At 40.9% G+C, this 13,291-nt stretch carries 9 protein-coding genes and 1 pseudogene; 8 read left to right on the forward strand and 2 right to left on the reverse strand.

Annotated features, from left to right (window positions below; translation table 11 throughout):
• Both F909_RS18705 and F909_RS18700 read left to right on the forward strand, forming a co-directional pair.
• The gene (locus tag F909_RS18705; protein ID WP_005145149.1) at positions 1-1,533 is read left to right on the forward strand and encodes a pyridoxal phosphate-dependent decarboxylase family protein; all 1,533 of its coding nucleotides are present in this window, start codon (positions 1-3) and stop codon (positions 1,531-1,533) included.
• 296 nt (positions 1,534-1,829) lie between these two features.
• Positions 1,830-3,260, forward strand: a complete 1,431-nt coding sequence (locus F909_RS18700) for an aldehyde dehydrogenase family protein (protein ID WP_005145150.1) — start codon at positions 1,830-1,832, stop codon at positions 3,258-3,260.
• Between the two features lie 73 nt (positions 3,261-3,333).
• Here the strand turns inward: F909_RS18700 and F909_RS18695 are convergent, their stop codons facing one another.
• Positions 3,334-3,819 carry an Lrp/AsnC family transcriptional regulator gene (locus F909_RS18695; RefSeq protein WP_005145152.1) on the reverse strand — a complete coding sequence of 162 codons (486 nt, stop codon included), beginning with the start codon at positions 3,817-3,819 and terminating at the stop codon, positions 3,334-3,336.
• Between the two features lie 135 nt (positions 3,820-3,954).
• Here F909_RS18695 and F909_RS18690 point away from each other — a divergent pair, with 135 nt between their 5' ends.
• From F909_RS18690 to F909_RS18680, 3 genes are all read left to right on the forward strand, one after another.
• On the forward strand, positions 3,955-5,676 hold the full coding sequence (locus F909_RS18690; RefSeq protein WP_005145154.1) for an alpha-keto acid decarboxylase family protein: 1,722 nt from the start codon (positions 3,955-3,957) through the stop codon (positions 5,674-5,676).
• Between the two features lie 137 nt (positions 5,677-5,813).
• Positions 5,814-7,196, forward strand: a complete 1,383-nt coding sequence (locus tag F909_RS18685) for an amino acid permease (protein WP_005145156.1) — start codon at positions 5,814-5,816, stop codon at positions 7,194-7,196.
• A gap of 256 nt (positions 7,197-7,452) precedes the next feature.
• Positions 7,453-8,484 carry a DUF6670 family protein gene (locus F909_RS18680; protein ID WP_228129382.1) on the forward strand — a complete coding sequence of 344 codons (1,032 nt, stop codon included), beginning with the start codon at positions 7,453-7,455 and terminating at the stop codon, positions 8,482-8,484.
• 92 nt (positions 8,485-8,576) lie between these two features.
• On the opposite strand, the pseudogene F909_RS0120080 reads toward F909_RS18680, so the two are convergent.
• Positions 8,577-9,020: pseudogene (locus tag F909_RS0120080) on the reverse strand (SRPBCC family protein); the annotation flags it as partial.
• 356 nt (positions 9,021-9,376) lie between these two features.
• Here F909_RS0120080 and F909_RS18675 point away from each other — a divergent pair.
• The 3 genes from F909_RS18675 to pstA all read left to right on the forward strand — a co-directional run bounded on the left by F909_RS18675 (position 9,377) and on the right by pstA (position 13,278).
• A complete protein-coding gene (locus F909_RS18675) occupies positions 9,377-10,408 on the forward strand; it encodes a substrate-binding domain-containing protein (protein ID WP_005145160.1) in 1,032 nt (343 codons plus the stop codon).
• Between the two features lie 99 nt (positions 10,409-10,507).
• Positions 10,508-11,887: a phosphate ABC transporter permease subunit PstC gene (pstC, locus tag F909_RS18670; protein ID WP_005145162.1), complete on the forward strand. Its 1,380-nt coding sequence runs from the start codon at positions 10,508-10,510 to the stop codon at positions 11,885-11,887.
• Entirely contained in the window at positions 11,884-13,278 is a 1,395-nt protein-coding gene (gene pstA / locus F909_RS18665) for a phosphate ABC transporter permease PstA (RefSeq protein WP_005145164.1), read from the forward strand. Before pstC ends, pstA begins: the two co-directional genes overlap by 4 nt.
• The last annotated feature ends 13 nt before the right edge of the window (positions 13,279-13,291 follow it).

A 13,291-nucleotide genomic window follows, 5' to 3' on the forward strand; every position in this document is an offset into this window, starting at 1 on the left:
ATGGTTGATTTTGCAGAACATCGTAAAGCGTTACTCTGCAATGATGCTCAATCCATTGCTGACTATGAGTCAGCAATGGGCGAGGCGGTACAAGCCGTTTCAGCATGGTTGCAAAATGATAAAATGTACACGGGTGGAAGCATTAAAGATTTGCGTGCAGCAATTTCTTTTCAACCGTCTAAAGATGGTTTAGGTGTACAACAATCTTTACAACGCATGATTGAGCTTTTTCTCAATAAGAGCTTAAAAGTACATCACCCACACTCACTTGCACACTTACACTGCCCGACTATGGTGATGAGCCAAATCGCGGAAGTGTTAATCAATGCGACTAACCAATCAATGGATTCATGGGATCAAAGCCCAGCGGGTTCGTTGATGGAAGTTCAGTTGATTGATTGGCTTCGCCAAAAAGTGGGCTATGGTGCTGGTCAAGCAGGTGTATTCACTTCTGGTGGTACGCAGTCAAACTTGATGGGTGTATTGCTTGCGCGTGACTGGTGCATTTCGAAAAACTGGAAAGACGAAAATGGTAAGCCATGGTCTGTTCAGCGTGATGGTATCCCAGCTGAGGCAATGAAAAACGTCAAAGTCATTTGTTCTGAAAATGCACACTTCTCTGTGCAAAAGAACATGGCAATGATGGGTATGGGCTTCCAGTCAGTTGTTACTGTTCCTGTGAATGAAAATGCACAGATGGATGTCGATGCACTGGAAAAAACCATGGCGCATCTTCAGTCTGAAGGTAAAATCGTAGCGTGTGTTGTTGCAACTGCAGGTACGACAGATGCTGGAGCGATTGATCCACTCAAGAAAATCCGTGAAATTACCACGAAATATGGTTCATGGATGCACATTGATGCAGCTTGGGGCGGTGCACTGATTCTTTCAAATGACCATCGTGCAATGCTTGATGGCATTGAATTATCAGACTCAATCACGCTGGATTTCCATAAACATTATTTCCAAAGCATTAGCTGTGGCGCTTTCTTGTTGAAAGACGAAGCAAACTATCGCTTTATGCATTATGAAGCAGAATATTTGAACTCTGCTTATGACGAAGAGCATGGTGTACCTAACCTTGTGTCTAAATCATTACAAACGACACGTCGTTTTGATGCATTGAAATTATGGATGACAGTTGAAGCATTAGGCGAAGAGCTTTATGGTTCGATGATTGATCATGGTGTGAAATTAACGCGTGAAGTTGCTGATTATATTAAAGCGACTGCTGGTCTTGAACTGTTGATTGAACCTCAGTTTGCTTCAGTCTTATTCCGTGTTGTACCAGAAGGTTATCCTGCTGAATTTATCGATAGCTTGAACCAAAACGTTGCAGATGAACTATTTGCACGTGGTGAAGCGAATATTGGTGTGACCAAAGTAGGCAATGTTCAATCATTGAAAATGACCACTTTAAGCCCAGTTGCAACGCTTGAAAACGTTCAGAACTTGCTTGCATTAGTGCTTGCAGAAACTGATCGTATTAAAGATGCAATTGCTGCAGGGACTTATGTTCCAGCCATCGATTAATTGATCTTAAAGCAATAAAAAAGGCACATTATGTGCCTTTTTTATTGCTGCAAAATTTTCTTTATTCAGTTCTTGTGTTTGTTTTGCAATGTTTATGCACAAAGTATGCATTTTAAATAAGAATCAGAAATAATTACGCATAAATTGTGACGCGCAAATTTCATATTGTATTGAAAGATTCTCAAGTTTTTTGCTGGATAAATATCACTTGTCTTGTGCTTAGTAGTGGTTATTTCCTTGATAAGAGCAAAATCAAAAATGAGAGCCATGATGACAATGAATTGAAGGAACAACACATGCAACAACTGAATATGCAAAACGAATTTAAACTGATTATTAACGGTCAATCTTGCCTCGGTGAAGCGGGCGAACTCGATATTATCAATCCAGCAACAGGTACAGTTGCAGCAAGTTGCGCCAAAGCTTCAGTTGCGCAAGTGAATCAAGCCATTGCTGCAGCGCAACAAGCATTTAAAAGCTGGCAGCGTAGTTCCCATGACGAACGTAAAAGTATACTCAATAAAATTGCTGACGGGATAGAAAAACATGCGGAAATGTTGGCTGAGTTAGTGGTACTTGAGCAAGGTAAGCCACTGGCGTTGGCACAGATGGAGGTGCAGGGTGCGATTGGCTGGACGCGGTATACTGCAAGTTTGGACTTACCCGTGGATGTCTTGGAAGATAGCGAGCAGAAGCGTATTGAACGTCATTATCAGCCCCTAGGTGTGGTGGCTTCGATTACACCTTGGAACTGGCCATTGATGATTGCCGTTTGGCATATCATGCCTGCTTTACGTGCAGGGAATGTGGTCATCAATAAACCATCTGAATTTACGCCTTTAGCCACTTTAAAGCTGTGTGAAATCATTCAGCAAGAAGTGCCAGCAGGTGTCATCTCGATCGTCGTAGGGGATGGCGAAATTGGAGAAGCGCTATCAACGCATTCAGATGTACAAAAGGTTGTTTTTACTGGTTCAACCAAGACTGGCCAACATATTATGTCGGGTGCGGTCAAGACCTTGAAACACTTAACTTTAGAGCTTGGCGGTAACGATGCAGGTATTGTATTACCTGATTCGGATCTAGACCAGATTGCCAATCGTATTTTTAACGTTGCATTTCTAAATGGTGGACAGACATGCGCGGCTTTAAAACGCTTATATGTGCATGAAAGCCAATACGATGCTTTAGCACAAAAACTTGCTGATATTGCCAATGCACAGATCGTGGGTGATGGTATGGCTGCCGGAACGACCTTCGGGCCAGTGCAAAATCAAATGCAATACCAGAAAGTCAAAGCTTTAATTTCTGATGCTATGGCGCATGGAGCGAAAGCTTTATCTGGTGATCAAAGATTACCTGAACAGGGCTATTTTATTGCGCCGACCATTCTCACTGGACTGGATGAAACATGCCGAGTAGTGCAGGAAGAACAGTTTGGTCCAGTGTTACCAATTCTCAAATATACCAGCATTGATGATGCGATCGCGCGTGCCAATGCGAGTGAATTTGGCTTAGGTGGTTCAATTTGGTCGAGTGATCTGAAAGTGGCACAGTTCTATGCAGCACAACTCGAATGTGGAACGGTGTGGATCAATACCCATGCGGAAATTGTCCCACATGCGCCTTTCGGTGGCTGGAAAATGTCGGGTGTTGGTGCTGAGTTTGGAATGGAAGGTTTGCTGGAAAATACCATTGGGCAAACGCTGCATATCAATAAAATTTAAGTTTTTTATAATTTTAAGGCGGATTCGATATCCGCCTTTTTCTTTTTATGCATGTTGCGACTTAAAACAGGGCTTAAGTGGCAGGGTGGTAACTATGGCTTTTGGTTTTACTTAAAAAATGATTCTGTTCTTTGATTTTTTTTAACACGATGTAAGATTTGATATGTCCAATAAAACCATAAGAAAGCAGCCTTTCCGTAACGAATTGGGAAAGCTGCTCCAGATTTTCCGCGACAACTTTCAAAATAAAGTCTGCATCACCACTAATTGAAAAGGCATCCTGAATATTGTCTTCAGCTTCTATGAGATCCTGAAATGCTTGCTGTGATTTGGCTTCATGAATACGCAAATTAATATGGATCATTGCTGTTACCTCCAAACCTAATGCTTGTTGGTGAATGCGTGCGGCATAACCCAAGATCACGCCTTTTTGCTCCAGTAGCTGCCGTCGTCTGGAACACTGGGAAGCAGATAAACCGATTAAATCTCCCACTTCCTGATTGGTGAGCCGTCCATTCTTTTGTAATGCCTGAATGATTTGCCAGTCGAACTTATCCATTGCATAAAATCCTTTTATGATACACAAATATTGTATTTTTATTAAAATCCGTTTTTATTATGCACGAAATTTAACAGGTAGATGAAATATTATTTTTCTATGGAATAAAAAATTGACTTGAAAGGATGTAGAGCAATGTTCATAGAAATTGGTGATTTTTTAAATCTTCGTCTTAAACAAATGGGTATCCAACATCTGTTTGGTGTACCAGGTGATTTTAACCTTTCTTATCTCGAACAAGTTGAAGCAGGCGCGCAACTGGAATTTATCGGGAATTGTAATGAATTAAATGCTGCTTATGCGGCAGATGGTTATGCACGGATCAATGGTTTTGCCGCACTAACTACCACTTATGGTGTAGGTGATTTAAGTGCCATCAATGGCATTGCGGGTGCATATGCAGAGAATGTGCCTGTGGTGCATATTTCGGGTATTCCACCTTTACATGTGGTGCAGAAAGGAACTTTAGTACATCACACACTGATAGATGGAAACTACGACAACATCATGAATTGCATGAAAGAGTTCACGGTAGCGCAAACACGTTTAACCCCAGCCAATGCAGCCTTTGAAATTGACCGTGTATTACGCCAGTGTTTTCTGGATCGTCGTCCAGTTCATATCCAGCTACCTTCAGATATTACCCACGTTAAAATTGAAGTGTCAGATCGTGCATTAGATTTGTCTTATCCAGTGGTGGAGCCAGAGCTATTACAAAGCGCTGTCGCGAAACTGTGTGAGGTAATTGGTTCTGCTAAAAATCCGGCATTGTTAATTGATAATGAAGCGTCCGTGTTTGGGGTAACTTCACTACTGAGTGATTTATCACAAAAATGTTCGATTCCCTTTGCCAGCATGCTCACGGCAAAAAATATTATGGATGAAGGGTCACCCCGTTATGTGGGAACTTATGTCGGAGGAGCGAGTCAGCCGCAGGTGCGTAATACCATTGAACAGTCCGACTGTTTGATTGGGGTTGGTGTACGTTTTAGTGATGTTGGAACAGGCGTGTTTACCCATCAAATTGCCACAGAAAACTATATTGAAATTAAGCCATATGCATTAACGATTTTTGGACAGGATTTCCCAGGCATTGAAATTGGACAACTTTTAGTTGAGCTGAACAAGAAGGTTGCACCGCGTAAACTATCTAAACCAATTTTGGAAAAACAGCCTTTAAAAACGATGGACGTTCCTGAACAGCAAACATTGAGTCAGGACATTTTATGGAATGCAATTGCAGGTTTTCTAAAAGAAGACGATGTCATTATCGGAGAGGTCGGAACCTCGAACTCTGCTTTGGCAGGTTTACAGCTACCTGCAACTGCGAAATATATTGCCCAACCACTGTGGGGTTCGATTGGTTATACCTTACCTGCTTTGCTCGGCAGTTTGCTGGCGGCACCTGAACGACGCCAAATCCTGTTTATTGGGGATGGTTCGTTTCAGCTCACCGTACAGGAACTCTCAACCATTATCCGTCATGATCTCAAGCCGATTATCTTCTTATTGAACAATGGCGGCTATACCATTGAACGTTTGATCATGGGGGAAAATGCTACGTATAACGATGTCCAAAATTGGAAATATACCGAAATCCCAAATGTCTTTAATGGCAGGAAAGCTTATAAAAGTTGTGTGGTAGAAACAGCAGGTCAACTTAAACAAACATTAGAAAATATCGATCAATTCGATGGTCTGACCTTTATCGAATTAAAACTGCCCGCTATGGATGCGCCCTTGAGCCTGAAAAAGTTTGCTTCGGTGATTGCCCGTTTTGATTATGGTGATCGAGGTTATGAAATCTTGAAACAACGTTCCCAAGCATTACCGTGTAAAAAAGCAATTTCCTTCTAATCAGAAGAAAATTGGAAAATCTTCATATTTATAAATTGATAAGAGAGCGAATCAGATTCGGAGCTTCATGTTGAGCTTCGAATCATGCGCTGTATAAAAGGTGTACAGGATGTGACACACACATTGGAGATAAAGTGATGGATGTAAACAATAAACATGAGTTAAAACAAGGATTGTCCAATCGGCATATTCAGTTAATTGCCCTCGGTGGTGCGATTGGTACAGGATTATTTCTGGGTCTTTCACAAACCATCAAACTGGCAGGGCCTTCTATATTATTGGGCTATGCGATTGCAGGTGTGATTGCATTTTTAATTATGCGTCATTTAGGTGAGATGGTGGTTGAAGAACCCGTCAGTGGTTCATTTAGTTATTTTGCCAATAAGTACTGGGGCCGAATGGCAGGCTTTATGTCTGGCTGGAATTATTGGGTGCTGTATGTGCTGGTCAGTATGGCAGAACTCAGTGCCATCGGAACCTTTATCCAGTTTTGGTGGCCTGATGTTCCAACATGGCTGACTGCCTTGGTTTTTTTCGTGTTGATCAATGCGATTAATCTGGTCAATGTAAGGTTCTTTGGTGAGTCAGAATTTCTATTTTCCTGCATCAAGATTGTTGCGATTCTAAGCATGATCGGCTTTGGTGCTTATCTTTTACTTTCTGGTTCTGCTGGACCTCAAGCAGGTATTGCTAATTTATGGCAACACGGTGGCTTTTTCCCACATGGCGCGCATGGTTTTGTCATGGCACTTGCAGTCATCATGTTTGCTTTTGGTGGACTTGAGCTGATCGGGATCGCTGCAGCAGAAACCAAGAAACCTGAAACCACCATTCCGAAAGCGGTCAATCAGATCGTGTATCGTATTTTGATTTTCTACATTGGTGCAATTGGGATTTTATTGTGTCTTTATCCGTGGAATATGGTGGCGGAAGGGGGAAGTCCTTTTGTCTTAATCTTCCAGTCGTTAAACAGTAATGGTGTAGCCAATGTATTGAACTTTGTGGTTCTGATTGCAGCTGTTTCGGTTTATAACAGCTGTATTTATTGTAATAGTCGTATGTTGCATGGCTTGGCAGAACAGGGCAATGCACCAGCGATACTGAAGAAAGTCAATGCGCGTGGGATTCCTGTACCCGCTGCCATTGTCTCTGCATCGGTGACGGCAATTTGTGTGGTGGTCAACTATTTAATTCCTGGTGAAGCTTTTCAATTGTTTATGATGCTGGTGGTTGCTGCTTTGGTCATTAACTGGTTGATGATTTCAGTCACACATTTGAAATTTAATAAAGCAATGCGCCTGAAGCAACATCAGACCAAGTTTAAAAGTCTCTGGAGCCCATGGAGTAATTATTTAACCATTAGCTTTGTCTGCTTTATTCTGATTATTATGGCGATGACACCTGATATGCGTTTAGCGGTGATTCTTGGACCGATTTGGTTGGGTATTTTAGCGCTGATGTATGTACTAAAATATAAAAAGAAGAACGTTATCTCTACAGCTGTGCAACCAAATATTTGAGTTGAAGTTTGCCTACACAGCGTAAAAAAAGAGTCCAAGATTGGACTCTTTTTCTTTATGAAAGGTGCACATTGCTGGGTTGTGTCGGGACATTCATTGAAAATGTCATTTTTGGTAAAAAAACTAGGCCCATTTCAATAAAATTATCTGGATAAATTTATGTATTTTATAAAAGGAGAAAATACGAACAACGATACGTTCTAGCTGACATGCTAAAAACAGAGACAACAATATGTTCAATCAATGGCCAGCTTTCATGGGCTTTATTAAGCAAATGCACAAAGCAATTGATCATCCTACGATACGCTCCAAGCGGTCTTTTTTACAAGAATACGCTTGGCAACCTCAGCATCGGGCTCAGCAAAAAGGCTGGAGTCGCTACGGAATCATTATTCCAGATTTGCCTATTCCGCATCAGTTTTTTAGTTTTCTTTCTATTGTTAGTTCAGCTGGGCCTGAGGTGGTTGAGCCTGATCCATTGTTGCAAACCCATCTTGGTAAAAATGCCATGATTGTGGCAGGTACTGCGGCAAAAATGGCACGGCACTCTCAAAGTCATTTAATCCCGCAAAATTATCAGTCTTCTGAATCTAATCCTTTTTTACAGTTTGGCAAAGATGTCAGCATGGCATGGCAGCACCCATATTACCGTGTTGTGATTCGTCAAGCTGAATTCAAATTGGACATTCAACTTAAAAATACCGATAAGGTTTCTTGGTTTATACAAATGCCGATGTATGACCACTTTAGCTTGTTATCACATTATGAAGGGTATTTTCGCTATCAAGGTGGTATCCAAAAAATTTCAGGATTATGTACTTTTGAATATGCTTTCTGTAAGAGTTTGAATGATTCCTCGTCTATTGCGGAGAGAAAAATTCCGCTCGATTTTAGTACCTACCATATTGTTTCACTTGATGAACAGACTCAGCTTTTATTGAATGAAACACACTTTAATGGCGAAAAAATGGTGAATAAAGCCTTTCTTCGAAATATTGAAGGGGATAATCAAGCTTTGGAGGCTGAATTTGAAATTTTAAGTTATCAGTCTCGATTGGCAATTGCAGAAGATGGTCGACCGCTTAAATTACCATTTAAATTCCGTTGGCTAGTCAAAAATAAGTGTGGTGATACCGAGATCATTATCCGTGGGGAAGTGGATACCAGTATGTTATATGGCATTAGTAATGGATATGTCGGTGGTTATGGTTATGAAGGCTTTTATAAAGGACGTGAGATCGAGGGGCGAGGCTATATGGAATATATTGACCGTCGAGTGGGTGAGTAATTTACTGACGGAGCGGAGTTTTGGTTTTTAAATGAATCAAATTGTTTTCCAACTATAGAGCAATGCATTGCTTTAGTTAATCGCCACTTAGAAGGGGGAAATTTATCCTGTACCAAATTAAGTTGTAGATTGTGTTCTAAATAGGCTTTTAAACTATCCAGTACTGTTGTAAAACCACCAGTACTATCAATAATAAAAGCAATCAGTTCATCGCCCTGCAATGCAATATTGTAGTTTTGAATCTTAAGATAGGTTTGATCATCAGTTAATGTTTCAAAGATAAAGTCTACGGTACTGCTGGGCTCACCCCACTGAATTTGAATCAGTTCATTGGCAATGATTTTGATAACCGTCACTTTGCTTGAAACTTGGTATTTTTCCCATGTCCATTCAACTGTTTTACCCTGCTCAAGCTTCCCTGTAGATGAGCTAAACCAGAACTTTGAGCTGATTTCAGGGTGTATAAATGCATCGAACACCTGTTGAACAGGTTTACGAATCATCATCTGTGTTTCAATTGTGACAGGATTTATCATCATATCTGTCTTTTTTGAGAGGGAATTGTCATAAAACATATATAAACTCGCTGCGGTGGCCAAGATACATTTTGTTAAGTGAATTTTTTCTGATTATTAAAAAAATTATAAAATTCAATGCTTCGGTGCTAATTTTTCTCGTATTGACCTACAATTATTTTATAAAAATACAGAAAAGAATATGGTTTTATGACCAAGAATTTTCTAAAAATTAGTCTTGAGAAATGACCATCACAAAAGCGTCATAAAGTTGTCACTTAATTGTCATATTATCTGCTCAAAATGCAGTTAACCAAAGTACAACACTTAGCTTAAAAAGAGTTGTAAATCAAATTGCATAAATGAGAGAAAACAGAATGCGCTTAAATCCACGTCACATCGCAATTGCATTAGCTGTATCTGGGGCAACTGTAGCAACGACTGCGAATGCAGCTCGTGATACGATTCAAATTGCTGGTTCATCTACTGTATTACCGTTTGCAAGTATTGTTGCTGAAGAATTTGGCAACACATTCCCACAGTTCAAAGCACCAGTTGTTGGTTCAGGTGGTACGGGTGGTGGTTTGAAGCAATTCTGTCAAGGTGTGGGTGATAACACTATCGACATCGCAAATGCTTCTCGTCAAATTAAAGACACAGAATTAGATGCATGTAAAAAGTCTGGCGTAAACCAAGTACAAGAAATTAAAGTGGGTTACGACGGTATCGTATTTGCATCAAATGTAAAAAAAGCGGCTTATAAATTAAAACCAGTTCATGTATTCACTGCATTGTCTGCACAATTGCCTTCAAACGGTAAATTAGTTCCAAACCCATATACGACTTGGAACCAAATTGATAAATCATTACCAAATGAACCAATTACACTGGTAATTCCTGCATCTAACCACGGTACGCGTGAAGTGTTCCAAGAAAAAATGGTTGATGCGGGTTGTGAAGCATTTGATTACTACAAAGCATTAAGTAAAGATGATCAAAAGAAAGCATGTTCAACTTTCCGTAAAGATGGCCGTGTAATTGAAATCGCGGGTGATTATACTGAAACTCTAGCTCGTTTGAAGACTTCGCCAAATGCAGTAGGTGTATTTGGTCTAGGTTTCTATGATTCAAACCGTGATAAATTACGTGTAGCGACAGTAAATGGTGTGACTCCATCAGAGAAAACTGTATTAGATGGTAGCTACCTTGTTTCTCGTCCATTGTTCTTCTATGTGAAAGGCGAGCACTTGAAATCAATCAAAGGCTTACCACAGTACGCAGAATTCTTCTTAAACAAGAAAATTTCTGGTAAAGGGTCTAAATTAGAAAAAGCTGGTTTGATTCCTTTAAGCGACAAAGAGCGCGCAAAAATCCTAGCTGATTTTAAAGCTGGTAAATCAGTTAAGTAATATTGTTAAAAGGGAGGCTGGTGAGACGTTGGATCATCAGCCTTTTTGTCTAGCTAAGTTTTTTCAAATCATGAAAATTGAGAAAACAGAGGAGATTACATGAATCTGCTACTTATCGGTGTGTTATTAGCCCTTGTGGCAATTGCATATCAAATCGGGCTGAGTAAAAGCCGTAACCTAGCAGGTAAGGGAAATAACTCAGCAACACTACATTCTCGTCCAGGATATTATGGGGCGTTGGTTGCTTTGTGGTGTGGTATTCCTGCTTTTTTAATTTTGATTATTTGGAACTTGGTTGAACCAAGTATTTTGCAACATATTATTTTCAATAATATTCCTGCATCTGTAAGTTCGACCTTAGATGCGGCAGGCCGTGATGTTTTGACCAGTCGAGTGCAAGCAATTGCATCTGGTTTCGGGGTAACAGATCAGCCAGCAGCATATGAAGTTGCAGCAGCACAACAATTGGCTAAATTCCAGACCATTGGCTCTTTTGCAAAACTTGCAGTGGTGATTAGTGCTGGACTGGCTGGTTTAGTTTGGGCAAAGCGTCATGTTAGCCAACAATTTCGTGCACGTAACCAAGTCGAAAAAACCATTAATGTTGCTTTGATTTTGTGTTCTGGTGTCGCAATCCTAACAACAATCGGTATTGTTTTATCGATGTTAAGAGAAGCGTTACACTTTTTCCATTTTGTTAGTCCAGTTGATTTCTTCTTTGGTACTGAATGGAATCCAGGTTTTAGCACTTCAGGAAATGCAGAAGGTAGTTACGGCATCTTACCTCTGATCTGGGGAACCTTAATGGTCAGTGGTATCGCATTATTGGTTGCAGTGCCGATTGGCTTGTTGGTTGCGATTTATTTGGCTGAATATGCATCGCCAAGGTTGCGTTCTTGGGCAAAACCTGTGATTGAAGTTTTGGCAGGGATTCCAACGATCGTTTATGGTGTATTTGCCTTAATGGTCATTGGTCCATTCTTCAAAATGGTGGGTGAGAGTGTTGGTATCAATATTAATGCGACCAGCGCACTCACAGCAGGTTTTGTGATGGGTATTATGATTATCCCATTCGTTTCCTCATTGTCCGACGACATCATTACTCAGGTGCCTCGTGCGTTACGTGATGGTTCTTTGGGCTTAGGTGCAACTAAATCAGAAACTATTCGTCAAGTCGTTCTACCAGCTGCTCTACCAGGGATCACAGGTGCATTTTTGCTTGCAGTATCCCGTGCAGTGGGGGAAACCATGATTGTGGTACTTGCAGCAGGGAACAGTCCATTATTGCATGCAAATCCATTTGAAGCAGTTTCGACAGTAACCGTAACGATTGTGAAGCAGTTAACGGGGGATACTGATTTTGCGAGTCCGCAAGCACTTGTGGCATTTGCCCTTGGTTTAACGCTGTTTGTGATTACTTTGGGTCTAAACATTATTGCACTGTACATCGTGCGTAAATATCGTGAGCAATACGAATGAGTTCATCAAATACATCTCCTCTGGATCCAAACCTATTGGATCCTCAAGTAGCTGCTGAACAACGCGAGCAGCGTAAAAGAAAGATTCAAAGCTCTTTGGCCAAGCGTCACCGTAAAGAAAAAACGTTCCGCTTTGCAGGTATCTCGGCAGTTGTTATTGCTCTGGCATTTGTTGCCTTACTATTTGGCAGTATTTTGGCGAAAGGTCTGCCTTCTTTTTGGCAAAGCAGCGTGACCGTTCCTGTTTATTTTGATCCAGCAATTATCAATGTCGGTGCGAAGCCAAAACAAACAGCAGGTGAAACCCCAGCTCATTTTGAAGAGCGCATGGTGGCTTGGCAAACTGAAATGGGGATGGTGGATTGGGATGCTTTGATCGTAAATGGGATTGTTGCTAAAAATAAAGCACTAGAGTCTCAGCGTGATTATCTGAGCAGTTTATATACCAGTTCTGAAGCATACCGTTTACGTGATATGGTGCTTAAAAATCCTGCGCTGATTGGAAGCAAGCAAGAGATCAAATTCTTAGCCGATGCCAATGTTGATGTATGGTTAGCTGGTAATATTGACCGTAGTTTACCAGACGATCAGCAACAACTTGAACCAGAAGTACGTCAACTTGCAGATCAGTTAAAAGCAGAAGGAATTATTAAAAGTACCTTCAATACCAACTTGTTCTTTAGTCCGGACTCTCGTAGTTCACCTGCAACAAGTGGTTTAGCTGGTGCATTTATGGGTTCATTATTCATGATGATGATCGTGATTGTGATCTCGATTCCAATTGGTGTTGCGAGTGCAATCTATCTTGAAGAGTTTGCGCCAAAGAACATGATGACGGACATTATTGAAGTCAACATTAACAACTTGGCAGCAGTTCCTTCGATTGTATTTGGTTTATTGGGTGCGGCGATCTTTATTGGTTGGATGCAATTGCCATTATCTGCACCATTAGTGGGTGGTTTAGTACTCAGCTTAATGACTCTCCCAACCGTGATTATTACCACACGTGCATCGTTAAAAGCAGTACCTCCTTCGATTCGTCAGGCTGCTTTAGGTCTTGGGGCATCAAAGGTACAAACCATTTTCCATCACGTATTGCCACTGGCATTACCCGGCATTATGACAGGTGCAATCATTGGGGTTGCACATGCACTGGGTGAAACTGCTCCATTACTTTTAATCGGAATGAGTGCTTTCGTGGCAAGCGTACCGACGACACCACTTGATCAAGCGACAGCGTTGCCAGTACAGGTTTATTTATGGCAAGGTAATGAATTACGTAACTTCTTTGAAGGACGTACTGCCGCTGCGATTATTGTTTTACTGGCATTAATGATTGGTTTGAACAGCCTTGCTATTTGGCTCCGTAAGAAATTTGAAGTGCGTTGGTAATTGAGGAGAGTAC

The sequence above is a fragment of the Acinetobacter sp. ANC 3929 genome, assembly GCF_000369405.1.
Classification (GTDB): domain Bacteria; phylum Pseudomonadota; class Gammaproteobacteria; order Pseudomonadales; family Moraxellaceae; genus Acinetobacter.

Excerpts from the sequence above, each read along its gene's own strand:
- F909_RS18705 (WP_005145149.1), top strand. The coding sequence starts at position 1 with ATGGTTGATTTTGCAGAACATCGTAAAGCGTTACTCTGCAATGATGCT.
- pstA (WP_005145164.1), top strand. The coding sequence starts at position 11,884 with ATGAGTTCATCAAATACATCTCCTCTGGATCCAAACCTATTGGATCCT.
- F909_RS18695 (WP_005145152.1), bottom strand. The coding sequence starts at position 3,819 with ATGGATAAGTTCGACTGGCAAATCATTCAGGCATTACAAAAGAATGGA.
- pstC (WP_005145162.1), top strand. The coding sequence starts at position 10,508 with ATGAATCTGCTACTTATCGGTGTGTTATTAGCCCTTGTGGCAATTGCA.
- F909_RS18680 (WP_228129382.1), top strand. The coding sequence starts at position 7,453 with ATGGGCTTTATTAAGCAAATGCACAAAGCAATTGATCATCCTACGATA.
- F909_RS18700 (WP_005145150.1), top strand. The coding sequence starts at position 1,830 with ATGCAACAACTGAATATGCAAAACGAATTTAAACTGATTATTAACGGT.
- F909_RS18690 (WP_005145154.1), top strand. The coding sequence starts at position 3,955 with ATGTTCATAGAAATTGGTGATTTTTTAAATCTTCGTCTTAAACAAATG.
- F909_RS18685 (WP_005145156.1), top strand. The coding sequence starts at position 5,814 with ATGGATGTAAACAATAAACATGAGTTAAAACAAGGATTGTCCAATCGG.
- F909_RS18675 (WP_005145160.1), top strand. The coding sequence starts at position 9,377 with ATGCGCTTAAATCCACGTCACATCGCAATTGCATTAGCTGTATCTGGG.